Consider the following 24707-nt stretch of genomic DNA (forward strand, 5'->3'; position numbering starts at 1 on the left):
TACCCCCCATTTGCAGGGAGCGTCACCCGCATGTCTCAACCCACCATTGTGCTGTTGGCCCGCGCCGACGGCAGCCGCGTTTCTACGTCTTTCAAGGCAGCGCCCTTGAGTTCCATCGATCCGTTCATGGACGGTCGTCAGATCGCCTACATTGGGTCCGACGGCGTCTCGGCGGGCCTTGTTCACACCAGCAAAACCGTCGATATCGAGCACTTCCCGCACACCGAAGTGATCGTGGTCCATGCCGGGCATGTGGTGCTGCAATCCGGGGAACAGGTGCTGGAACTGGGCATCGGTGCCAGCGCCGTGATCGGTCGCGGCACGGCGCTCAGGTTTCAGGCACAACCCGATACTTGCTGGGCCTTCTGTGCTGTCACCAGCCCCAGCGCCGAACAGAAACCGGGGCTGACAGCGCTCGACCCGCTGGCGATGCTGTCCCCTTCGGCGGCACCGGAACCGCAGATACTGATCGGGCCCACGCCGCAGTGCCGCTCGCGCAATGCCTTCGAAGACGACACGACTAATCTGCGCGTCGGTGTGTGGGATTCGACGCCGTACACCCGCCATGGCCGAGCGCACAAACTCAACGAGCTGATGCACCTGCTCGAAGGCAGCGTGACTTTGCAGGCACCTGACGGGAGCAGCGTTACGGTCAATCCCGGTGACACCGTGTTCGTGCCACAAGGGGCACCTTGTGCCTGGAACAGTGCGCGGTATGTGCGCAAGGTTTACGCCGTCAAATAGCGCTGGCCGATTTGAATCAGCGTAATCCCCGGTTACGCTAATCCCGTAGCAGCTGCCGAGCTGTGCGAGGCTGCGTTCGGCTGCGCAGCAGTCGTAATCCCTGAATGCGCAGCGTGCCTGACGGATCGCAGCGCCTGATTTCGCGACTGCTACGCAGCCGAACGCAGCCTCGCGCGCTCGGCAGCTGCTACAAGGCGTGAGCCTCAGAATTTCCCGCCCAACGGATATTCAATCGCCAGACGAATCTGATCGGCATCCAGCTCAGCCTGTGCCGAATTGCCCCGATGGACCGCATGGCGCAGGGTAAACCCGAGGTTTTTCGCCGGGCCCGACTGCACCACATATTTGGCCTGCAGATCACGTTCCCAATGCTTGCCACCCTGCCCGTAACCCAGCCACTTGTAACCGCCGTTCGGGTCCATGTGACTGCCGTCGATGCCGCTGCCGCGCGCATACAACGCACCTAAGGTCAGGCCGGGGACGCCGTAGCCAGCCATATTCAGATCGTAACGGGCCTGCCAGGAAGCTTCTTCGGGTGCGTTGAAGTCGGACAGGGCCACCGAGTTGCTCAGGTAGATCGCGCCTCGGGTCACGTAGTCGAAGGGCGTGTCACCGTCGACCTTCTGATAACCCAGGCCGAAGCTGTGAGCGCCGACCTTGTAGGTGGACAGCAAACTCCAGGTGGTGTTGTCGATCCGGCCGGACAAAGCTTTGCCGGTGTCCTGGGTGCGATACAGATTGAGATCGAAGATCAGCTCCTGGCCAGCGGCCAACGGCTGCGTGTAAACCGCGCCCAGATAGTGCTGACGCCAGGTATCGTCATACTGCGCGCTGAACAGGCTGGCATTGAGTCCCTTGACCGAGGTGTTGCGCCCACCGATCAAATCGAAGCTGTTGCCCTGCTTGCCGTTGGAGTAATTGACCACAAAACCTTGGTCATGACTGGTGGCGTTACGGTCGGTGCTCTCGTTGAAGTGCCCGCCGTACAACGTGGTGCCGGGCAGTTCGCGGCTGGTCAGCAGCCAGCCGGTGGCGGTCTCGGGCAGCAAGCGGCTGTCGGATGAACCGAATACCGGGGTTTTCACCCGTTGCTCGCCGTAGCGCAATTCGGTGGAGGAAAAACGCAGCTTGGCCACGGCGCCGCCTCGGCTGAATTCATCCTTGGGGTGGCCTTCGTTGTCCACGCCCAGCACCCGCGCCTTGCCGGCGCGTCCGCCGCCACTGTCCAGTTGCCAGCCGGAATACAGGTGCGCGTCCAGCCCGAAACCCACGGTACCGGTGGTGAAACCCGAGGCCACATCGGCCATCAGACCGTAAGCCCACTCCTCCGCCAGATCGCTGCGCTGGGCCCTGGGTTTATAGGCGTTGCGGGCGCCGTTACTCAGTGAGCCGTGTTGATAATCGCGGCGGTCATAGAGGCTGCGATTGAGCAGGCTCCACTGGCTGTCCTGCAAAAAACCGTTGGCGTTGTCTTGTTCCGATGCCTGGGCGAGCAGGGTTTCCCCTCCCAAGGCCAAAAGCAGGGCGTGCGTGGTTAACGTCTTCACAGTTTTCTCCTGGAAAATCGGTCGTGCGCAGCGGGTCGTAAGGTGTCCCGCCCGATGGGGGGACACCGAAGAGCGGCTCAGAGGTATTTGAGAATCGCGATATCGCGACGGCGCTGCTTGAGGTTGGCGAACCAGCGTGTCGGGAAGAACAGCAGCACCCCGAGAATCACGCTCCACAGCCAGACCGTGGGCAGGTTATCGAAGCCGTAATAGGTGCCCTGATTGGCGCCCCAGATGGCAACCGCCACCAGGTACATGGCCTTGAGCACATACAGGTGCAACAAGTAGAAGAACATCGGCGCGCCACCGTAGACCGCCAGGGTCGCGGTGGACCAGCGATCCTGGGCCTTCTCGAACAACGCCAGAAGAATCAGCCCCAGGCCGAGGGTCGGCATCAGGAACATCAGTGACGGCGGGTACTTCTTCGCGCTCATGAAACTCATGAAGGTGCGCAGCGAATCGCCGGTCTGCACCCAGGGTTTCTCTCCGTAAACGTTCAGGTAACGGATGAACACGAACGCCGCCAACAGGCCGACGCCGACTTTGAGCAAGCGGGAAATCCGCGCGGCCGGTTCCATGTCCTTGCCGAACCACGGCCCGATGGCCCAACCCAGCAGGATTACGCCGATCCACGGCAACACCGGGTACGTGGTGCGAGCCCGGGTGAACTCGGTGATGTCGATGAATACCCGCTGATGCAGGATCGACCAGGGCACGAAGAACGGCGACTCCGGCCCCACGGTCACGCCATCGAGCAGGTTGTGCCCGGCGACGATCGCCACTCCGAGCACGATCAGCCAACCGCGTTTAAAGTGCAGCAACCCGGCAAGCACGATCATGCAGATGCCGATGCACCAGATCACTTGCAGCCACAGCGTCTTGGGCGGGAACTCGGCGTTCCAGGCAAAGCACACGAACGTGAGCTCCAGAAACACCAGGAACAGCCCGCGTTTGAGCAGGAACACCGAGGTTTCACTGGCCGTGTGTTTCTGGCTGTAGAGCCAGGCCGACAACCCGGTGAGGAAGATGAACACCGGGGCGCAAAGGGTGCTCAGCAGGCGGGTGAAGAACAGGTCCGGGGTCACGCTCAGCGCATCGATCGGGTCGGTGACCTGACGGTGCAGCAGAAAGGTTTCGCGCACATGGTCGATGAGCATCAACAGCATGACGAAGCCGCGCAAGGCATCGATGGCCAACATCCGGGTGTTGGTTTTGGCAACGCTGGTGGCCAGCGCAGGGGAAACACTTCCCGCCTGCCCTGCCACGCTTGTAGATAGGGTCATATCAGTCACTCATGTCTTGGTCAGTGGACTACCGCTGGCTCAGCCCTGTTTCTTCAGCCTGGCAACTTCCGATGCCGGCAGCTGCGACGGCGCCCGCGGCAAGGGTACCTGACCTTCCTTTCGATAGAACGACAGTGTTGAACTGAAGCTCTTCACGTCATAGGGCTCAGCCTGACCCTGAGGATTGGAGCGCTGCCCGGCGGTGTGATCCTTGTATTCGACGGCCACCACATAGGTGCCCTGCCAGGGCAGTTCGAAACTGACCTTGCCAGCCGCGTCGGTGCGCTGGGTGAACACTTCCCCGGAGCCGGTTTCCAGCACCACGTCCTGATTGACCAGGGGCTTGTGCGCATAAAACACCTGGAACTGCGCCTTGCCCGCATCGGCGACGCCGGTGGGCACGATGTCCAGGGTCAATTCCGGGGTGCGGGCGCGCAGATCGCCGACCCAACGGGTGGCGGGCGTCCAGTAAGCCTTGAGGGTTTTATCGCCTTCGTGGAGGTCGAAGATCGGGTAGTGCCCATCCTCGGCCAGCAGCGAATCATCCGCGTTGGCTTGATGCGCCACCGCAAACGCCTGGCGCTGCAAGGTCAGGCGCAACGGCTGGGACCTGTCGCTGATCGACCAGCCCTTGAGTTGCCTGAACCGGTCCATCCCGCCCGGAGTGACTTCCAGCATGTTCTTGTCATATTCCCCGTAGTACAACGCCAGGGGTTGCCCCGGTGGCTGCTCGTACCAGATTTGATGCGCCTCGGTGCTGCTTGCCAGCATGAAGACGCCGTAACCCAACAGTGCTTTTTTTGCGTGGCTCATTCGCATTTTTTTGCGCTCCGATTGGTGTTGTTCCACGGATCGTTGCAGCCCTGCAACGACCTGCCCCCTCTCTGAACGCATTACAACGCAGGCAATTTTAGGCTTTGTTCCGAATTCATCGCCCGTAACGCAAACGAAGACTGTTTTCGCCGCCTAAACAGCGATTTATGCGGACTGCGCCAGCATGAAGCGCATTAAGCGGTTGTGCGGCTCGAATGTCCGATCCAGGTGCATGAGAAACCTGTGGGAGCGGTGTCAGCCCGTCGCGCGCCTCTTATGAAGGCGCGGCAGGCTGCAAGGGAATGGGGTACGCGGAGTCAGCTTCAGTGGCGCAATAATTTGCGCAGCGGCACGCCGTCCTTGAGCACGGGTGACTTGATGACGATGTAGCTGAAGTATTTGGAGATGCCGATGTTCTTGTCCAACAGGCTTTCGACCACTTCCTGATAATGCTGAATGCTGCGGGTCATGAAGCGCACTAGGTAATCGTAGCCGCCGCTGATCAGGTGGCATTCGAGCACTTCGTCGACCAGACGGATATTGGACTCGAACTTGGCGAAGTCCTCGCGCTTGTGGTCGCTCAAGGTGATTTCGGTGAACACCGTGACCGAGTCGGTGATCTTGGCCAGGTTCAGGTGAGCCTTGTAGCTGGAAATATACCCGGCCGACTCCAGCCGCTTGACCCGTTGCAGGCAGGGGCTGGCCGACAGGCCCACGGCATCCGCCAGGCTGACGTTGGTCATACGCCCGTCCTTTTGCAGCTCAACCAGGATGCTGATGTCGATTCGGTCCAGTTTTACTAAACCTTCCATTGCGTACCTCTTGACTGCCGTTTGTAAGACAATCTTCTAGCAAAATCAGCGCCGTAAAGACAGCTGATGCTGAGCCACCAGATCCGCCATGCTGTTGATGCAGTAATCCGCCGCGCACGGCGACGGGTGTCTGGCCCGGCCGCGACAGATCAGGCAGACTGCGCCCGCCCCCGGTTGTCGGGCACCAGGCCGGGTTACCTGGAGGATGGCGTTGGCATCAAGGTCATTGGCCGCCAGCCAGTCATGGTCCTGCAATGGGTCGCTTGCCAGGGAAATAAAATCGTCAGGCATGATCCCCAGGCGTTCACACAACAGGCCGCGATCTTCGGCGTCACGGTCGCCATGCACCAGCAGGCGATAGAACTTGCGCAAATACAGCATGGCGCCGGGTGCATCCTCGAACAACGACCAGCCGACGACGGACCGGGCGAAGCTCATGCCCTCCTCCCAACTGGCTTTCAACTCCCAGCGCTCGGCCAATTGACGGTGGGCGAAACACAGCAAACCACTGAAGCCCAACTCGCCGAAACGCGGGTACAGCGCCTGCACTACCGCGCTGAATTCAGCCAGCACTTGTGCCTTGTCCGGATGTCCGCCACGACTGTCGAGCAACGGCTGCAACGCCGCCCAGACTCCGGAATCACGATCCACCAGCACTTCATCGCAATCGATCAGCAACGCTCGATAATCAGTCAGCCCCATGGTGTGTAAAGCCTCCGATGATGCATTCCATCAATCCATGCTCCATAAATGCTCACGGGCGATGCCGTGTGGCAGCGCCCGTGAGCTGGCGTGAGCTCAGTTCAAGACTCGTGCCAGTGCCGCGTCGAGAATCTGCAACGCTTCATCGATCTGTGCTTCGCTGGTCACCAGCGGTGCGAGGAAGCGCAACACGTTGCGTTGCACGCCGCACTTGATTACCAACAGGCCACCGGCCCGGGCTTCGTCGATCAGTCGTTGGTTGAGGTCGGCATCCGCGGTCCGTGCCTCGTCATCCTTGATCAGCTCGATCGCCAGCATGAAGCCGCTGCCGCGCACGTCGCCGATCCGAGGGTAACGGGCCTGCAAGCGCAACAGTCCCTGACGCAGACGCTCGCCCAACGCTTCGCCACGGGCCAGCAACTGCTCTTGCTCGTAGGCTTCGATCACCGCCAGCGCCGCCGCGCACGACAGCGCGTTACCGCCGTAAGTACCGCCGAGGCCGCCGGGCAACGGCGCGTCCATGATCTCGGCTTTGCCGACCACACCGGACAGCGGCAAACCGCCAGCCAGGCTCTTGGCCACGGTGACCAGATCCGGCTGAATCCCGGCGTGCTGGAAACCGAACCATTTGCCGGTACGCCCGAAACCGGTCTGGATCTCATCGAGGATCAGCACGATGCCGTGCTTTTCAGTCAGCGCGCGCAGAGCCTGAAGAAACTCCGCCGGTGCCGCAAGGAAACCGCCATCGCCCTGCACCGGTTCAATGATGATCGCCGCGACCCGCTCAGGCGCCACTTGGGTCGCCAACAACTCGTCCAGTGCCTTAAGCGCCATGTCGCTGGTGACACCGCGATAGGCATTCGGATACGGGGTGTGGAAGACCTCCGGTGCGAACGGCCCGAAGTTCTGTTTATACGGCTGGCTCATGCCGGTCAGCGTGGTGCCGAGCAAGGTCCGGCCATGGAACCCGCCACGAAAGGCGATCACCGCCGAGCGGTTGGTGTGGGCGCGGGCAATCTTCACCGCGTTTTCCACCGCTTCGGCGCCGGAGGTGAAGAACGCTGCTTTATAAGCGTCCTGGCCGCCGATCATTTCGCACAGGCGCTGGGCCAGGTCGAGATAAGGCTTGTAAGCCACCACCTGAAAACACGCGTGGGAGATTTTTTGCAACTGCGCCTGCACCGCCGCGACCACCTTCGGGTGATTGTGACCGATGTTAAGCACACCGATACCGCCGACAAAGTCCAGGTAGCGCTTGCCGTCCACGTCCCACAATTCTGAACCCAGGGCCCGATCGATCACCAACGGATGCGCGGTAACCAGGCCACGTGGCACGAATTGATCGCGCTGACGGAGCAAATGAGGGGTTTCGTCGACTTTGCTATTCATGGCATTTCCCATCGTGAGTCCGGCAACCGGGAAGTGGTTGCGATGGTGTTCAGGTTAAGGCTTGCGCGAAACGATCTACGCCGAACTTGCCCCCTGAGAAATTCGGATCGACTGTTTTCACCCCGCCAAACGGCAGATTCCTTCAGCCCGCCGAATCTGCCGATGCCGGGTCGATACAAGATCACACACCCCGTTAAAGCCGCTGCTTTCGACAGATCCTGCGCTGGTATTGCGCGATGATGGACAGCCCCTTCACCTTTCAGGAAATGCCCATGGCCCTACTGTATAAAGCTGACCCTGTGCGCGGCGAACAGTGGAAAGCGCTGTTTGCCGAACACGCCCCGGATATCGAATGGCGCGCCTGGCCGGACATCGGCGACCCGAAGGACATTCAATACCTGGCCGCATGGCAGGCACCTGACGATCTCGACGTTGTGCTGCCGAATCTGCAAGTGCTGTTTGCCCTGTCCGCCGGCGTCGATCAACTCGACCTCGGACGCCTGCCAGCGAGCTTGCCAGTGGTGCGCCTGCTGGATCCGGGCATCACCCGTGGCATGTGCGAATACGCGACTTTTGCCGTACTCAGCCTGCACCGCGACATGCTGCGCTATCGCCAGCAACAAATAGCCCGCTGCTGGCAGGCGCACTTGCTGCAACCGGCGGCCAAACATCGGGTCGGGGTCATGGGGCTCGGCGCCCAGGCGCAGCAGATTCTGGCAACCTTACAACCGCTGGGCTTTGCCTTGTCTGGCTGGGCGCGCAGTGCCCATCACATTCCGGGGATCGATTGCTATGCCGGCAACGCGCAACTGCCGGCGTTCCTCAGCCAGTGCGACATTCTGTTGTGTGTATTGCCGCTGACCGAACAGACTCAGGGCATTCTTGATCGCAACCTGTTTGAGCAACTGCCCAAGGGCGCGGCGCTGATCAACATGGGCCGTGGCGGACATTTGATCGAAGAGGATCTGTTGGAAGCGCTGGGCAGCGGGCATTTGAGCGGCGCGGTACTTGATGTGCTGCTGCAGGAACCGGCACCGGCGGATCATCCGTTCTGGCACCACCCGCAGATTCTGCTGACGCCACACATCGCCGCGATGACCCAGCCGGAAAGCGCGTTCGGGGTGTTGCTGGAGAACATCCGTCGGCATCAACGGGGTGAGCCGATGCTCGGCGAGATCGATCGCGCGCAGGGTTATTGAGCGCCGATGCAGTAACGGGCGCTCAGGGGCTAATGCCGGTCAGTTCAGCCGCAACGCACTCTTTGTGCGTTCGCCGTAGCAGCTGTCGAGCTTGCGAGGCTGCGTTCGGCTGCGAAGCAGTCGTGAATCCGGCTAACGCGGTCTGCCTGATGCACCGCAATGTCTGGTTTTACGACTGCTCTGCAGCCGAACGCAGCCTCGCAAGCTCGACAGCTGCTACAGATCGCATTACGGCTTAATTGTCCGGCATTAATAGGTTTAGTGGGTTCCTGGAATACTGTTATCACAGGAAATGTATTGCCCGCCACGCCGGAGCAGTTGTTCCTGCATTCGCTGACAGCGCTCCTGTTCCTGTTGCATCGAACGGTCGATGCTGATGTTGCCGGTCTTCTCCGGTTGTTTGCCGTCACCCAGGCGCACGGTCACCCAGGGCTGTTCCGGCTGGAGCTGGAAGCGGCTTTTTTCTTCGACGGGCTTGGCGGTTTCGGTAGCTGCCGGTTTCGGCAACTGATCGGAAGTGACCCCGTAACGGGTCAGAATCGAGCTCTGAGGCAGTTCTGCGGCGGCGGCTGCCGATAACAAGGCCAGCGCCAGACCGAAGGTATACCTCTTGCTGTTACTCACGTTACTAAATCTCCTGTACTCAATAGCGGCATGCAGCACCGACGTCATAGGAATAACGCGTGTACGGGCTGAAGCTTTAGTGCCAGTTCCTGTTGGTGCAGGTATTGGAGTCCGGGAGTGGCCAGTGAGTCACGGGGACAGGCAGGATTACCGCGTTATCGTTCATCGCGGGCAAGCTTCGCTCCTGCATTGGAATGTATTTCCCCTGTAGGCGCGAAGCTTGCTCGTGAAGAGGCCCTTACCGGCGCCCCATTACCCTCAGGCGATCACAATCGCGCTACTGGACAAACTGTCCAGCCCGACACCCACCAGGGTCACCGAATCACTGCCAAACGTCAGCAGCGTATCCTGCCCCACCGCCGTGGCATGGGCGCGGAAGTCGTCGTTTGGCGCAACGCCCTGAACCCCGAGGAACACCAGTTTGTCGTTGGCCTGATAACCCACCACCCGGTCCAGGCCAAACGCGCCGCTGAACAGGAAAGTATCAACCCCGCCGCCCGACTCGATCAGGTCATTACCCGCCCCGCCGACAAACACATCGTTGCCGGCGCTGCCGATCAAGTGGTCGTTGCCGTCCAGGCCAAACAACCAGTCGCCCGTGGCGTGCGCCTTGAGGGTGTCGGCGCCGGTGGTGCCCTTCACGCTGGAGGCGTACTGCGTAACGTTGTTGCCAACAGTGAGACCATTGGCAGTGACGCTGTGGGTCACGTCATCCTTGAACAGGCCCCAGAGAAACCCCGGCTCCTTGGTAACGATGCTGCCGATGTCGCGGGTGATGCTGATGCCGCCATTGGCGTCGCGCACGTACAGGTTGCCGGCACCGTCATTGGCGAAGACGAAATTCTTCACCGACTGTTGCAGGTCCAGCACGTTGCTGCCCTTGCCGCCCAACAGAATGTTGTAGCCACCGCCGTCGCGGAAGGTGTCGTTACCGTCGCGGCCTTCCAGATAATCATTGCCCTTGCCGCCCTGGATCAGGTCATTGCCGTCGCTGCCGATGATGAAGGTGCTGCCTTTGTGGGTTTCGGCGTTGCGGTTCAAGTCCTGGACCCAGGTGTTGGCTCGCGCCGGGTCCGAGAGGTTGGCGACGATGATCGTCGAGTCCTTGCTGGTCAGGTCGTAGAACTTGGACTCCAGCACCCGGGTCATGCCGTCGCCGTAACCGGTGGGTAAGTGCGAGATCCAGGTAGGAATGTTGAGAATCGAATACGGCAGCACATTCCACGCCGTCGAAGCGTAGTGGTCGTTGAAGCTGACGATGTTATCGGTCGCCGAATCCTTGGGAGCGTCATGCACGCCTACCGTGGCCAGGTTGGCCGACGAGCCATCGAGGGCGCGGAACACCGGGTCGTTTTCATAACCGATGTTCAGCACTTTATCGCTGCTGCTTTGGGTCGGCGAGGCGTAGGCGATGTAGTTGGAATCCTGGTAGAACCCGGACCACTTTTCGCTGCTCAAGTCCGCCAGGCTGTTGACCGCCAACCCGCCGAGGCTGTGACCGCTGACCAATACATCGCTGCCTGACAGCCCGTTGGCCTGGGCAAACGCCGCGACTTTGCCGAGCAAATTGCCGAAGGCTTCGCCCGCATAGTTTTTCGCGTAATCCTTGGGGCCGATCGCCGCCAGCAAATCGTTGATCACATCACCGATGGAATCGCCGATCTGGATTTCCCGTGGACCGCTGGTGCCGCGAAAGGCGATGCCGATTTCCGTGAGATGGCCCTGGGCGTCGTACTTGCCGAGGATCTCCACTTGCGCACTGGTGTAACCGGCCTTCTCGCCGAAGAAGGTTCCGCGAGCGTCGGTCTTGCCGTCATAGCCCAGTTGCGCGGCGGTGATTGGTGTCCAGCCGGCCTTTTGCACGGCTTCGAGTGCGGCCTTTTCCGAATCGGGGTTCCAGGGAATACCGGGGATGACGCCCTGGGAATCGGTGCCGCCGATCAGCGCGGTCACCAGGGTTGCCGGCAAGCCCAGGCCGAAGCCGTTTTGCTGGTACCCGGTGGCGAAACCGTTGTCGAGGTTGTGATAGGAATACAGCGTGATCGCCATGGCATCGCTGAACAACGCCTTGGAGTCTGCTGCGCCGAAGTTTTTGTAGTCATACACACCCATTGGTATTGCCTCTCTTTGTTGGATTTATCAGAGACAGCTACAGCCGGGACGCCCCGCTATGGGGCGCCCCAGTGTCTTTAGTGCAATGCTTTCATTCGGTTTTTTCAGGCAAATACAAATCCCGAAGCCGACAGGTTATCCAGTCCCACCCCCACCAGCGTCACGGCGTAATCGCCAATCTTCAGCACCGTGTCGTTGCCGGCCTGTGAAGCGTGCTGGGTGTAGTCATAGCCCTGCCCCGCGCCCTGGACGCCGATGAACACCAGTTTGTCGCTGCCCTGATAGCCATTGATCGCGTCAAAGCCGAAGGCGCCGCTGAACAAAAAGGTGTTGCCGCCGCCCGAGGCATGCATCACGTCATTGCCCGTGCCGCCGACGAAGGTCACGTGGCTTTTGTCGCTGCGCAGCAGGTCGTTGCCGGCGTTGCCGAACAGCCAGTCACCGTCGACGCTGGCCACCAGCGTGTTGCTGTAGGCATCACCGTTGAGCGAGTGGTTGTAGTGGGTCAGTTCCGTGCCATTGAGCAAGCCATTGGCGGTGACGTTGTAGGTCACCTCCTTGCTGCCCCACCACGAGCCCGATTCCTTGCTCACCAGCGCGCCGATGTCGCGGGTCATGCTGATGCCGGCGTAAGCGTCGCGCACATACAGAGTGCCGTCGCCGTCGTTGGCAAAGCTGAAGTTCTGCAACGGCTTTTGCAGCTCGAAGGTGTTGCTGCCCTTGCCGCCCAGCAGCAGGTTGTAGCCGCCGTCATCGCGGAACCGGTCGTTACCGTCTCGACCTTCGATGAAGTCATTGCCGGTGCCGCCCTTGAGCCAGTCATTACTGTCGGTGCCGATGATGAAGGTGCTGCCGGTGTGGGGCTCGCCGCTGCGGCCCAGGTCCTCGACCCAGGTAGTGCCTCGGGACGACTCCGACAGGTTGGACACGATCAGTGTCGAATCCTTGTCAGTGAGGTCGTAGAAGCGCGAGTCGATCACCCGGTTCAAGCCGTCGGCATAGCCCAACGAGCCATGGGCCGACCAGTTCAGCGGGTTGAGGATGCTGAACGGCACCAGGTTCTGCGCGGTGGACGCGTACTGGTCATTGAAGTTGACGATGTTGTTGGTCGCCGAATCCTGATGACCGTCGTGCTTGCCCAGCGAGCCACTGCTGAAAGTGGTGCCGTCGAGCACGCGAAACACCGGGTCGTTCTCGTAACCGATGTTCAGCACGTTGTTGCCAGTGGCGCTTTGAGTCGGCGAGGCGAAGGCGATGTAGTTGGCGTCCTTGAAGAAACCGCCCCAGTTATTGCCGCTCAACTCCGCCAGGCTGTTGACCCCCAGCCCGCCAAGGCTGTGCCCGCTGACCAGTACGTCCTTGGCGCTCAGGCCGTGGGCGATGGCAAACGCAGCGACATTTTTGAGCAAGGTGTCGAAGGCGTTTTTCGCGTAGTTGCTCGCGTAATCCACCGGTCCGACGGCGGCCAGCAGATTGTTTTTCATGTCGCCGAAGGTGTCGCTGTAGCCCAGGCCGCCGGTGCCACGGAAGGCAATGCCGAGACCGATCAGCTGCCCTGCCCCGTCGTATTTACCGAGGATTTCGGCTTCGGCGCTGGTGAAGCCGTCTTTCTCGCCATAGAAGGTGCCTTGAGGCCCGACCTTGCCCTGATAGCCCAAGGCTGCCGCGCCAATCGGCGCCCAAGCGGTTGCCGGCAACGGCTGGCCGGTGGGCGTGTACGCGTAGAGCGTCAGCGCGATCGCGTCGCTGTACAACGTCTTGCCGTCAGCATTTTTGTAATCAAACAGTCCCATGTTGTGGCTTCCTTTGCGTCAAATCAGAACTGCCAGTCCAGGGTCAGGCCCACACCGTGGTCTTTTTCCCGGGAGCCGAGCAGCCCGTTGTAATCCAGGTTCAAACGGGTATCGCGGCCCAGCGCCAGTCCGGCACGAGCGCCGACCACCGCGGCATCGCGGTCCATCGACACGCTTTGCACGCTGAACGCGGTGTTGCCGTTGACGAAGGCCAGGTGGTCTTCGGAACGGGTGCTGCTCAGGTTGTGCTGCCAGCCGAGCGTGCCGGACAGTTCCAACTGATGCTGGTCGGACAGCGCAATGGCTTTGCTCGCCCGCAGGCCCAGGGTCGAGAGCACTGCATCGCGGTTGTTTTCACCGCCCTTGAGTGCGGCGGCGTCACCTTTTTCGCTGAAGCTGTCGCTGTTCAGGTGCACGTAGGCCAGGTTGACGAACGGCTCCAGCGCCAGCGGTTGCAAGTCCAGGCGATAGGCCGCTTCGGTGAACAGTTGCGCGGTGGTCGCATCGCGCTTGGATTTCTGCTTGCCGCTGACGTCTCCGAATTGCAGGTCGCGTTTGACGTCGATGCGATGCCAGCTGTAAGCACCGCCGACACTCAGGCGCAGCGCGTCGATTTCATGGCCCAGGTAGGCACCCAAGTGATAGCTGTCGACCTCGGCTTGCGAATGCGTGCCATCGCCCATGCTCAATGAGCTGTCGCTGTAACCAGTGACGAAACCCAAGCGCGTATCTTCAGTGATCAAGCCATCGACACCGGCCAGCAGCCCGCCGATGGAGCTGTTGGAACTGGCGTTGTCATGCCCGCCATCGCTCTTGCCCCAGGCGCCGAGCACTTTGAGCCAGGCGTTGCTGCGGTCATCGGTTGGTGCCCCGGCGTCGAACAGATCACGCTCGCGCAGACGTTCGCCGACGGCATCGCGCAGGTAGCGGCTGTCGTTAATCAGCAGCGTGCCGATCGCCGGATGAATCTCGCCAGACAGCTGTTGGAACGCTTGTTGCGCGACAGCGGCGGTCGGCGACAGCAGCAGGGTTTCGTAGAGCGGATTGCCTGCGCCCAGTTGCTCGGCGGCAGCGGCCACCGCGCGTTGGTTCGGGGTTTGGCCGGCACTGGTGAACGAGGTTGCGTTGCGAACGACGGCCAGTTGAATGCCGCCCGCCGAATAATCGAGAGTGCCGCCGAGGAACAGGTAGTCCGGCACTACCGCACCGAAGCGCCCTTCGATTCCACCGGCCGCTTGCAGAATGTTGTACTGAGTGCCGAGCAGGGTTTTCGCCTCGCCGGTGGTCAACAGCGTCGGGCTGTTTTCCAGCGACAGGCTGACCGTGGCGCCCTCAATGATCGCCTTGCCGCCGGCGATGATCTGGTCGCTGCTGGTGGGCGACAGTTCTACGGCGTAGGTCGAACCAGGTTCGAAGGTCACGTCGCCCGCCACCTGCAAGGTGCCGATGGAGTTGCCGGGGGCCACAGTGCCGCCGCTTTTTGCGGTCAGCGCCGCGATGCTGCCATTACCGCCGAGGATGCCGCTGTCATTGACAGTGACGGCCGACAGCAGCGAACCGTTGATCGCCAATCGGCCCTGATTGACCAGGGTCGGGCCGGTGTAGGTGTTGGCGCCGGTCAGCACCAGCGTGCCGATGCCCTGTTTGGTCAGGCCGCCATGGCCGGAAATGTCGTTGCGCCAATAGTCGAGCCCGCAACGCACGTCATTGCACACACGCTCGGTGGGTTTGCCAGCGTCGATGATCGCGCCAATACCCGGCAAGTCCGCGACAAACTGACTGGAGCCGTAGGCGCCATCGATGCGGAACTCTTCGGGAATGTCCTGCTCGGTGACGAACATCGCCGGGCCATCGATGCCTTTGCGCAGGTTGATCATGCCCCAGCCGTACAGTGCGTCGACGCCGGGTGCGCCGAGGTCGGTGGCGGTGGTGCGCAGCACGCTGGCGACTTGCGCGCCGGTCATGTACGGGAAGCGTTCCATCAACACCGCCACCGAGCCGGCAACATGCGGCGCCGCCATCGAGGTGCCGTTGTAGTTGGCGTAGCCGGTGGTCAGGTCAGCGGCGTTGGTGCCGCTGATGATCGAGCTATAGATGCGGCTGCCCGGTGCCGACACGCAGAAACTCGCGGTGTAGCCGCAGCGCGACGAGAAGGTGCTGATGGTGTAGAGGTCGGGACTGTTGATGTCCGGGTTCTTTTGCAACGCGGCGACGGTCATCCAGTTCGGCGCGATCTGGGGGACGAAGTAACCGAGGCCGGCGATGGCGTCCGGGTTGTTGAGGTTGTAGTCGTTGCCGGCGGCGAAGATCGTGACGATGCCGCTGCGGGCCGCCGCGATGGCGCCGTCGTAGGCACCGCCGGGTTTGGTCCCGAGCAAGGTCTGGATTTCGTTGAATTGCAGTTGCGCGTCTTGCACGGTGAAGTGCGGGTACGCCGGGTCCCGGCCGCCGAGGTCGAAGCGGTCGGTGATGCCGATGCCCCAGCTGTTGTTGATGATCCGCGCGCCGCTGGCGATCAGGGCGTCCCAACCGGCCTTGTACACCGCGCCGTCGTTGCCACGGATGATGCCGTCTTCCGGGCCTGGGTCGCCGTTGTCGGCGCTGATGATTTGCGCGCCAAAGGCGACGCCATGCATCGGCCCGCCATCGCGACTGCCCGCGGCGATCCCGCCAACGTGTGTGCCGTGGGCGCCGAGTTTGCCGTTGGAACCTACAGAGGGCGAACCGTCATAGAGAAAGGCGTCCCCGGCTTTGACCGGAATGTACGGATCGGTGTACTCGCGGATGCCGCTGGTGACCAGGGTTATTACCTTGTTGGCTCCGGAAAACTCCGGGTGCAAGGCGTAGACCGGCTGGTCGAAGATCCCCAGTTTCACCCCTTTGCCGGTGTAACCGGCCGCATAGGCCTCCTGAGCGTTGATCGCCCCCAGCCCCCAATCGGCGTTGAACTCCTCGCTGCGCCAACTGTTCGGGTCACCGACCCTGCCGTTTTCCACGTAGGGCGCCGCGTGTGCGGTGCCCAGGGTTGCCAGTGCACAGAGCAAGGCAAGTTTGTTGTACTTGTTATCCATCAAGCTACCGTCCTTAGTTGTGTTGCAAAAATCCTTGTGGCCTTCAAAGGCGTGTCTTGTCCTGCTGATACACCACGCATCAACCCGATCTGTAGCAGCTGCCGAGCAGCGCGAGGCTGCGTTCGGCGGCGCAGCCGTCGCAAACCCTGCCTGCAAGGTTTTCCTGACACACCGCGATAGCTGACTTCACGACTGCTTCGCAGCCGAACGCAGCCTCGCGCTGTTCGGCAGCTGCTACAGGCGCACTACTAAAACTGCCAATTGAGACTCAACCCAACTCCATGGCTCTTCTCGCGGCTGGCCAGTTGGCCGGTGTAATCGAGGTTCAACCGAATGTCCCGACTCAAGACCAGGCTGGCATGGGCGCCCACCAGCGCCGCATCACGAACCAGCGGCGAGCTCTCCACCGCGAACGGTGCGCCACCGCTGGCAAACGCCAGGTGTTCTTCGGAATCGGTGTTGCTCAGGTTGTGCTGCCAACCGAGGCTGCCGCTCAGGTCCAGCTGTTGTTGGCCGGACAACGTCAGGGTTTTCAGCGCGCGAACGCCCAGCGTGCCGAGCACCGCGTCACGTCGGTCGCCACTGTTTTTGAGCGCGGCGGCGTCGCCTTTCTCGGTGAAACCCTCGGTGTCGAGGTGCACGTAAGCGAGGTTGGCGAACGGTTCCAAAGCCAGGGGTTGCAGGTTCAGGCGATAGGCCGCTTCACCGAACACCTGAGTGGTCCCGGCATCGACCTTGGCTTTCTGTTTGGCGCTGATGTCAGCGTATTGCAGGTCACGTTTGATGTCGGCCCGGTGCCAGCTGTAGGCACCGCCGGCACTCAAGCGCCAAGCGCCCATTTCGTGGCCGGCATAGGCGCCCAGGTGATAGCTGTCGACCTGCGCTGACGAATGAGTTCCGGAGCCCAAGTTGACGGAGCTGTCGCTATAGCCGGCGACCAGGCCGACACGGGTTTCGTCATCCACAGCGCCATCGACACCGGCGAGCAAACCACCAATCGACGTGGTGTAGCCGACGGTGTCGTGGCGTTCATCGGTCTTGCCCCAGGCGCCCAAGGCTTTGATCCAGCCATTGCTGCGCGAACCGTTGGCTTCATTGAGACGCTCACCCACCGCATCGCGCAGATAGCGACTGTCATTGATTAACACCGAGCCCAGCGCCGGGTAGATTTCCCCCGACAATTGCCGGAACGCCTGTTGCGCCGAGCTCGCGGTCGGCGACAGCAGCAGGCTTTCGTATACCACATTGCCCGCGCCAAGCCCTTCCACCGCAGTCGCAACGGAACGCTGATTCTGGGTCTGGCCGACGCTGGTGAAGGTCGTTGCATTACGCTCAAGGCTCAGCTGAATGCCGGTCGCTGCGTAATCGAGACTGCCGCCGATGAACACATAGTTGGGCAGCACCGCACCGAACTGGCCTTGAATTCCGCCCGCCGCTTGCAGGATGTTGTACTGATGCCCCAGCAGGCTTTGCACTTGTTGGGTGCTGAGCAAGGTCGGGCTGTTTTCCAGCGACAGGCTGACGGTGGCGCCGCTGACCGTGGCCACGCCGTTGGCAATAATCTGGTCGCTGCTGCTCGGCGAGAGTTCGACGGCATAGGTCGACCCCGGCGCAAACGTCACATCGCCACTGACTTGCAACGTACCGATGGAATTACCGGGCGCCACGGTGCCGCCGGCATTGGCGGTCAAGGCAGCGATCCGTCCGTTACCGCCGAGGGTGCCGCTGGCATTGACCGTCACCGCCGATGTCAGTGAACCGTTCACCGCCAGTAAGCCGCCGTTGACCGTAGTCAGGCCGCGATAAGTGTTGTCGCCAGTGAGCATCAAGCGTCCGGCACCGGACTTGATCAGGCTGCCTTCGTAGACTCGGCTGGCGGCGGCGGAATCTCTGGCCATACCTACCGCATAGTCGGTCTGATCCTGCTGACTGGCGCCGGCCGGGATACTGTTTGCCCAGCCTTTGTCCTGCAACGTCTGTAGCCAGGCGCTGTGTTCGGCGGCGTCTTCGGCCTGGCGCTGAATCAGTGCCTTGTCTGAAATGTCATTGCTCCAGACATCGCTCTGCCCTGCCCCCAGATTGGCGTCGAACGTACCGAGCAATTGCCCCGGCCCGCGCATCGCCCGGTCGAGATTGGCCACGCCCCAACCGACCCGCGTGGTTGGCGCATCTGTGATCGAACCGTCGAGCTGGGTCGCGGTGGTCAGCAACACCTCCAGCGCCTGCTGGTTGTTCATGTACGGATAGCGCTCCATCACCAGCGCCAGCGCACCGGTGGCATGCGGCGCGGCCATGGAGGTGCCGGATTTGATCGCGTAACCGCCACCGGGAATGGTGCTGTCGATCTTCGCTCCCGGCGTGGTGATGCACCAATACTTGGCGATCCCGCACTGGTTGTATTTCTGCTGGTTGCCTTGATCCAGCCCCGACACGGCGAGCCAGTGCCCTTCCAGGTCTGGCTGAAAATACGGCAGGGCCGAGCGGACGCTGGCATTCGGGTAACCGCTGTTGCCGGCGCTGAACACGTTGATCACACCACGGTGCGAAACGTCGGCAGCGGCGTCGAGCCAGGTGCCTTGGTTCCAGTGCTGGGCGTAAGCGGCGTGCAGATCGTCGAGGGTCCGGTAGCTGACGTCCGGTGGCTGGCTGCCCCAGCTGTTGTTGATCGCGCGTACCCCGGCATCCGCCAGGGCGTTATAGACCGCTTTGAAGTAGCGCGGGTCGGGGTTGGGACCGAACAGGAAGCTGTCGTTCTTGTTGGTGTTGCCAACGTAGATTTGCGCGTTGTACGCCACGCCGTGCATGCCGCTGCCATCGCGGGACGCGCCCATGGTGCCGGTGACGTGGGTGCCGTGGGAATCGTTGTTAGCGTTGAGCGTGCCGTCGACGTTGAACGCTGAACCATCGACATAGCTACCGCTGGCCGTCACCGCGTGATAACGGTCGGCGGCGAATTCGGGATGGCTGGAATCGAAACCGGAATCCAGCGCGCCGATTTTCACGCCCTTGCCGGTGATGCCGGCGGCATAGGCTTGATCGGCCTGCATCCGCCCCAGGCCCCAATCGCGCTGGAACTCCGCCGAACGCCAACTGACCGGGTCACCGAGGGTGCCGGTTTCCAGGTACTGCGCCTGGGCCGAACCCGGCGCTGATGAAATCAAGAGCAGCAGCGTGCCGACCGACATCGGCTTGATCTGTACGTCCATGTGCATGAAATCTCGCTTTCTTGGCGTTTTTAGAGTTCTAGGCCCCGGTTCAGGGGGTGATATTGCGTCGTTTACTCAGGTCCTCTGTGGCGAGGGGGCTTGTCGGAACGCCGCACCGCCCCGTTCGGCTGCGTAGCAGTCTTGAGTCCGACAGCTGCGGCATATCTGTTGAATCACCCATTCCGGTTTTGGGACGACTTCGCCGTCCAACGGGGGCAAGCCCCCTCGCCACAGGGTTACGGTTTTTTCATTGCCGGGCCCTGGCCGAACGCCTCATCCACCTTGGCCAAGTCCTGTTCGTTCAAGGTGCCGGCGTAGTAATGCAACTTGGTCCAGGCCATCAGGTAGTCGTAGCGTGCCTGCGCCAGATCCCGGCGGGTGGTAAATAGTTGTTGTTCGGCATTCAATGCGTCGAGGTTGACCCGTTCACCACCCAGAATGCTTTGTTTGGTCGAGATCACCAGCGCTTCGGCTGAGATCAGCGCCTTCTGATAAGCGCGCAGCTTGTTGACCCCCGACAGGCAGGCGCTGAACTGGCGGCGCAGCTGGATCAAGGTTTCCCGGGTCTTGCCGTCCAGTTCGTACTCGGCCTGTTCCATGGTGCGGCTGGCCTGCCGGGTCGAGGCCGAGACGCCGCCACCTGCATACAGCGGAACATTGACTTCAATACCGATGGTGTTGGTGTCATAGCGCTGGTTGTAGGTGTTGCCACTTTCCGATTCGTTCTGGCGCATCGAGGCGTAGGCGCTGACTTTCGGCAGGTGCCCGGCGCGGTTGCGTTCGACCTCGTAGCGCGCCACTTCCACCGCCTGGCGCTGGGAGGCCAGGTTCGGGTTGTTGGCCACTGCCATCTCATGCCAGGTGTCGTAATTGGCCGGTTGCAGGGTGAAGGTCTGGAAGTTCTGATCCAGCGGCGTCAGGTCGCCGATATCGATGGCCTGCACGCCAATCAATGCGCCGAGCTCGCGCAGAGCCGCATCCTGTTCGTCACGCGCCTCGATTTCCTCGGCAGTCGCCAGTTCGTAACGTGACTCGGCTTCGAGGATGTCGGTGCGCGTGCCTTCCCCTTGGCGGAACATTTGCTCGTTCTGCTGAAACTGCTCCTCGAAGGCTTTTTTCTTCGCGCGCGCAATGTCGATCTGGTCCTGGGCGAACAGCGCCTTGGTGTAGTTCTCCAGCACGCGAACCAGCAGTTCCTGGCTCTTGCCCCGGAAGTTTTCATCAGCGAACAGCGATTGCGCCACGCCCTTGCGATACGCCGCGTAAGCCTCGTAGTCGAGCAATGGCTGTTGCAAGGTCAGGGTCGAGCCGTAGCTGCTGTAGTTGCGATCATCCGTTTGTCTGTTACCGCGATCGTTGAGGTATTTGACCTCGGAGGAGTTACGCCCCTTGTTGTAGTTGTAGCCCAGCCTCGGCAATAACCCGGCGCGGCCGATGGCGCGGTTTTCAAGGCCGGCATCGCGTTCCTTGATGGCGCCAAGGAACACCGGATCATTGCGTAACGCTTGCTCATAGATGTCGAACGGCCCCATGGCCATCGCGCTGTTGCACGTCAGCAACGCCAGGGTCGCTGCGAGCAGGGAAAGCTTATTCATACAACCGAACATCCTTATTCCTCGGTCAACGCGGAGCCTGCCCGGTCGAGCAGCGGTTTGAACAGATAGTTGAGGAGTGAACGTTCACCGGTACGCACGAACATTTCTGCCGGCATGCCGGGCTTGATCACCAGGCCGTTGAGTTTCTCCATGGCCTGATCGCTGACGCTGCTGCGCAGCACGTAATACGGCGCACCGGTTTTCTCATCGACCATTTGGTCGGCGGAAATCAGGCTGACTTCGCCCGGTACTCGCGGGGTACGGCTCTGGTTGAACGCGGTGAACAGAATGTCCACTGGCAAGTGCGTGCCGACCTTGTCGATCAGGTTGATCGGCAAGTGTCCTTCCACTTCCAGGCTGGTGCCTTGCGGGACAATCTCCAACAGGTTTTCGCCCTGGCGCACCACCGCGCCTTCGGTATGAACCCCAAGGTTGACCGCAATGCCGTCGGCGGTGGCAATGATTTCACTGTGTTGCAGGTCGAAGCCGGCGGAAGTCAGTTGCTCTTCCAGGGTCACGCTTTTGAGCTGCGCATCGGCCAGTTGGCTGCGCACTTCCTTCTGGTATTCCTCGCTGTGCTGTTGCAGCTTCAGCCGGGATTCGAGGATGCCTTGCTCCACCCGGCCGCTTTCGCCGGCGTTCTCTGCCAGTTGTTGCTGTACTTGCGACAGCTGACGCTGGTATTCCATCAAGCGGTTGCGCGGGATGTAGCCGTTGTCCGCCAAAGGCTGAAGATTGCTCAATTGTTGTTGCAGGGAGTTGGCCTGGGCGGTCAGGTCGGTGCGCGCGCGGCGCATGCCGGCCAGTTGCGCGCCGACGCCTTCGATGTTCGCGCGCAACGCGGCTTGTTCACGAGAAAACGCTTCGCGGCGGCTGCTGAACAATTGCCGTTGGCCTTCAAGCACCAGCGCCAGGCGTGGGTCAGGATCGTTGCTCAGTTGCGCGGGGAAATTCACCTGCTTGAGGTTGTCCCGTTCACTCTGCCAGCGCGCCAGGCTGGCCCACGCCATGCGGTATTGCGCTTGCAGCGATTGCACGTCGGCCGCGACCTGGGTCTGGTCGAGGCGGAACAGCGGCTGGCCCTGTTTCACCACTTGGCCTTCACGCACCAGAATCTGGCTGATCACGCCGTTGCTCATCGATTGCACGGCTTTGCGCTTGCCCGAGACCACCACGGTGCCCTGTACCGGGATGCCTTGATCGAGCGGCGCGAGGCTCGCCCAGGTGAAAAAACTGCCGGCGCCGACAATCGCCAGAATCCAGCCCATGCGGGCGAAGAAACGGGCGTCGCGCTCAGGGCGTTCGGCAATGTAGTCGTGTTCCATCGTCGCTTCGCTGTCGTTGTTCATGCGTGTGCTGCTCATACACCCGAATTCCTGGTCGTGGGCTGATACTGCCGGCTCATGCTGAGCCCGCCCGATGCCTGCGCGGCTTTTTCACGTTGTGGCTCCTGAGCGCCTGACTGGTTGCCGGCAAGCGCCTTGAGCACTTCCTGGCTTGGGCCGAAGGCTTGCAAGCGACCTTCGTTGAGCACCAGCAACTTGTCGGCCTGAGCCAGGGCCGAAGAACGATGGGTGACCAGAATCACGCTGGTGCCCCGGGCCTTCATATGCGCGATGGCGCCGGCCAGTGCCGCTTCGCCGACGGTGTCGAGGTTGGAGTTCGGTTCATCCAGTACCACCAGGCTCGGATGGCCGTACAACGCACGAGCCAGGGCCACCCGTTGCTTCTGGCCACCGGACAAACCGCTGCCGTCTTCGCCGAGCACGGTGTCGTAGCCTTGGGGCATGCGCAGGATCAATTCATGGACGCCAGCCTGCTGCGCGGCCTCGACGACTTGTTGCGGGTCTGCCTCACGGAATCGGGCGATGTTTTCGGCGATGCTGCCACTGAACAATTCGATGTCCTGGGGCAGATAGCCGATGTAAGGGCCGAGGTCGTCGCGGTTCCAGCGATGAATGTCCGCGCCATCGAGGCGCACCGTGCCGCCCAGCGTCGGCCAGACGCCGACCAGCACCCGCGCCAGGGTCGACTTACCGGAGCCGGAAGCCCCGAGCACGCCCAACACTTCGCCGGCGCCCAGGTGGAAATTGACCATGTGCAAGGTCGCTGCCCGCTGCCCCGGCGGGCCGGCGCTGACTTGCTCGAACGTGATCTGGCCTTTCGGTGCCGGCAGCGCCATGGCCTCGTCACTCGGAGGAAAGGCTTGCAGCAAGGCGTCGAGGCGGCGGTAAGCGAGTTTGGCGCCGCTCCACTGTTTCCACACGGCAATCAACTGATCGATGGGGCTCAGCACCCGGCCCATCAAAATGGAGCCGGCGATCATCATCCCGGCGGTCATGTCGCCCTTGATCACCAGCAAGGCGCCCAACCCCAGGACCAGCGATTGCAGGCACAGGCGCAGGGTTTTACTCAGGGAACTGATGACCGCGCCAGTGTCGCTGGCCTGATTCTGCAAGCCGAGAAAACGCGAGTGCACCCCAAACCAGCGTTTGCGCAAGGCGCCGAGCATGCCCATGGCCTGAATGGTCTCGGCGTTATGCAGGTGACTGGTGGCCAGTTGGCTGGACTTCTGGGAAAACCCCGCGGCTTCGCCCAAAGGTTTTTTGGTCATGGCCTCGTTGAGGCAGGCCAGCCCGATCAGCAGCACCGCCCCTGCGGTGGCCAATACGCCGAGCCAGACGTTGAACAGGAAAATCACAAACAGATAGACCGGAAACCATGGCGCATCGAAGAAGGCAAACAACGCTGGGCCGGTGACAAACTGGCGAATATGGGTCAGGTCGCCAAGGGATTGCCCGGCGTTGCCCTCACCTTTGAACAGGTTGCGCTCGAAAGCAGCCTGATACACCCGCAGGTTGAAACGCCGCTCCAGTTGGCTGCCGATACGGATGACGATGAAACTGCGCACGGTCTCCAGCAACCCGATGAAGGCGAAGAACCCGACCACCATCAGCGACAACATCGCCAGTGTGGTTTCGTTTTGCGACGACAGCACCCGGTCATAAACCTGGAGCATATAAATCGACGGGACCAACATCAGAACGTTGATCAATGCGGTAAAGCAGCCGACGCTGATCAAGATGCTCTTATAGTCGCCCAGTGCCTTGAATAACGGTGCGGTGGCCGGGCTCTTCGCCATCTTCATTGGTTTTTCCTGAGGTATTAAGCCTCGCCTCACTTGGCAAGGTTCCAATTAACTGTCCGCACACGGGTCGAGACATTCTTTTGCCGGTTATCGCTGACAGATTAATAACAACTCTTTGTGGAATTTTAAGAGTCCTGGTTATTGATCTGCTGCTTATAACTGCAATAACGGTCTTTATATTCAGTACCTGCCGCCGATCCGGCGCTTTTCGCTTATTGCGCTGCGCGCGTGAGCGTAATAATCAGCCCCGACTTCAAGTTACTTTTGTAAAGTCCTTCCCGCTGCCGACTGAAAAACACAATTCTTGAGCCTTCCTTACCAGTCACGGCAATGCCGTCCGGCTCCGGAAACCAGCCGATCGCCGACTGGTTCAGCCAGGCACCAAGGCAGTCGGCTCCCTCACCCAGGGTCTGGTCCGATTTAAGCTCTATCGTGCAGACATTCGACGGTTTGTCCTGCAGCGCCTGGGACTCGGGCGAGTCTTGCGCGGTATTCAAAATGGCTTGCCATTTGCCGGCGAGCTCCGACGGGTCGGCTAATTTCAGACTGCTTGCCATGGCTACTTCTCCAAGAAACATCATCAGCGTCGCTAACAGCCACGCGGTTGTTTTGCAGGTAAAAGCGTTCTGGGTCATAGGGCGTTTTACTCTGGATCGGGGCAGAGAGCGA

The 24707-nt window shown here is 61.2% G+C and carries 17 protein-coding genes; 2 read left to right on the forward strand and 15 right to left on the reverse strand.

Annotated elements, in window-relative coordinates; translation table 11 throughout:
- Positions 1–30: 30 nt before the first annotated feature.
- Complete coding sequence (locus JUI81_RS01900) at positions 31–744, forward strand: cupin domain-containing protein (protein WP_204123549.1); 714 nt, start codon at positions 31–33, stop codon at positions 742–744.
- Positions 745–947: 203 nt separating this feature from the next.
- Here the strand turns inward: JUI81_RS01900 and JUI81_RS01905 are convergent, their stop codons facing one another.
- The 6 genes from JUI81_RS01905 to gabT form a co-directional block, all read right to left on the reverse strand.
- Positions 948–2291: an OprD family porin gene (locus JUI81_RS01905; RefSeq protein ID WP_019578999.1), complete on the reverse strand. Its 1344-nt coding sequence runs from the start codon at positions 2289–2291 to the stop codon at positions 948–950.
- 77 nt (positions 2292–2368) lie between these two features.
- Entirely contained in the window at positions 2369–3574 is a 1206-nt protein-coding gene (locus JUI81_RS01910; RefSeq protein WP_204123550.1) for a DUF1624 domain-containing protein, read from the reverse strand.
- 39 nt (positions 3575–3613) lie between these two features.
- Positions 3614–4387: a DUF4198 domain-containing protein gene (locus JUI81_RS01915; RefSeq protein WP_239077643.1), complete on the reverse strand. Its 774-nt coding sequence runs from the start codon at positions 4385–4387 to the stop codon at positions 3614–3616.
- 323 nt (positions 4388–4710) lie between these two features.
- Positions 4711–5199 carry an Lrp/AsnC family transcriptional regulator gene (locus JUI81_RS01920; protein ID WP_003174918.1) on the reverse strand — a complete coding sequence of 163 codons (489 nt, stop codon included), beginning with the start codon at positions 5197–5199 and terminating at the stop codon, positions 4711–4713.
- A gap of 45 nt (positions 5200–5244) precedes the next feature.
- Positions 5245–5901, reverse strand: coding sequence for a 2-haloalkanoic acid dehalogenase (locus JUI81_RS01925; protein WP_028940558.1), 657 nt, complete (start codon positions 5899–5901; stop codon positions 5245–5247).
- A gap of 96 nt (positions 5902–5997) precedes the next feature.
- A complete protein-coding gene (gabT, locus tag JUI81_RS01930; protein ID WP_204123552.1) occupies positions 5998–7290 on the reverse strand; it encodes a 4-aminobutyrate--2-oxoglutarate transaminase in 1293 nt (430 codons plus the stop codon).
- 272 nt (positions 7291–7562) lie between these two features.
- Here gabT and JUI81_RS01935 point away from each other — a divergent pair, with 272 nt between their 5' ends.
- On the forward strand, positions 7563–8489 hold the full coding sequence (locus tag JUI81_RS01935; RefSeq protein WP_204123553.1) for a glyoxylate/hydroxypyruvate reductase A: 927 nt from the start codon (positions 7563–7565) through the stop codon (positions 8487–8489).
- Between the two features lie 258 nt (positions 8490–8747).
- Here JUI81_RS01935 and JUI81_RS01940 read toward each other — a convergent pair whose 3' ends face one another.
- The 9 genes from JUI81_RS01940 to JUI81_RS01980 form a co-directional block, all read right to left on the reverse strand.
- Positions 8748–9113 carry a hypothetical protein gene (locus JUI81_RS01940; RefSeq protein ID WP_028940555.1) on the reverse strand — a complete coding sequence of 122 codons (366 nt, stop codon included), beginning with the start codon at positions 9111–9113 and terminating at the stop codon, positions 8748–8750.
- Positions 9114–9371: 258 nt separating this feature from the next.
- Positions 9372–11225: a polyurethanase gene (locus tag JUI81_RS01945; RefSeq protein ID WP_204123554.1), complete on the reverse strand. Its 1854-nt coding sequence runs from the start codon at positions 11223–11225 to the stop codon at positions 9372–9374.
- Positions 11226–11329: 104 nt separating this feature from the next.
- On the reverse strand, positions 11330–13018 hold the full coding sequence (locus JUI81_RS01950; protein ID WP_096480190.1) for a polyurethanase: 1689 nt from the start codon (positions 13016–13018) through the stop codon (positions 11330–11332).
- A 23-nt stretch (positions 13019–13041) separates the two neighbouring features.
- Complete coding sequence (locus JUI81_RS01955) at positions 13042–16089, reverse strand: autotransporter serine protease (protein WP_204123555.1); 3048 nt, start codon at positions 16087–16089, stop codon at positions 13042–13044.
- 248 nt (positions 16090–16337) lie between these two features.
- On the reverse strand, positions 16338–19295 hold the full coding sequence (locus JUI81_RS01960; RefSeq protein ID WP_204123837.1) for an autotransporter serine protease: 2958 nt from the start codon (positions 19293–19295) through the stop codon (positions 16338–16340).
- 236 nt (positions 19296–19531) lie between these two features.
- Positions 19532–20902 (reverse strand): TolC family outer membrane protein, encoded by a 1371-nt coding sequence (locus JUI81_RS01965; RefSeq protein WP_026331659.1) that lies wholly within the window; start codon positions 20900–20902, stop codon positions 19532–19534.
- Positions 20903–20904: 2 nt separating this feature from the next.
- Positions 20905–22254, reverse strand: a complete 1350-nt coding sequence (locus JUI81_RS01970) for an HlyD family type I secretion periplasmic adaptor subunit (RefSeq protein ID WP_204123556.1) — start codon at positions 22252–22254, stop codon at positions 20905–20907.
- Positions 22251–24038: a type I secretion system permease/ATPase gene (locus JUI81_RS01975; RefSeq protein ID WP_204123557.1), complete on the reverse strand. Its 1788-nt coding sequence runs from the start codon at positions 24036–24038 to the stop codon at positions 22251–22253. Before JUI81_RS01975 ends, JUI81_RS01970 begins: the two co-directional genes overlap by 4 nt.
- 212 nt (positions 24039–24250) lie before the next feature.
- Positions 24251–24673 carry an AprI/Inh family metalloprotease inhibitor gene (locus JUI81_RS01980; protein WP_019579013.1) on the reverse strand — a complete coding sequence of 141 codons (423 nt, stop codon included), beginning with the start codon at positions 24671–24673 and terminating at the stop codon, positions 24251–24253.
- Between the last annotated feature and the right edge of the window lie 34 nt (positions 24674–24707).

Source organism: Pseudomonas sp. 008, assembly GCF_016861935.1.
In the GTDB taxonomy this organism is placed as follows: Bacteria; Pseudomonadota; Gammaproteobacteria; order Pseudomonadales; family Pseudomonadaceae; genus Aquipseudomonas.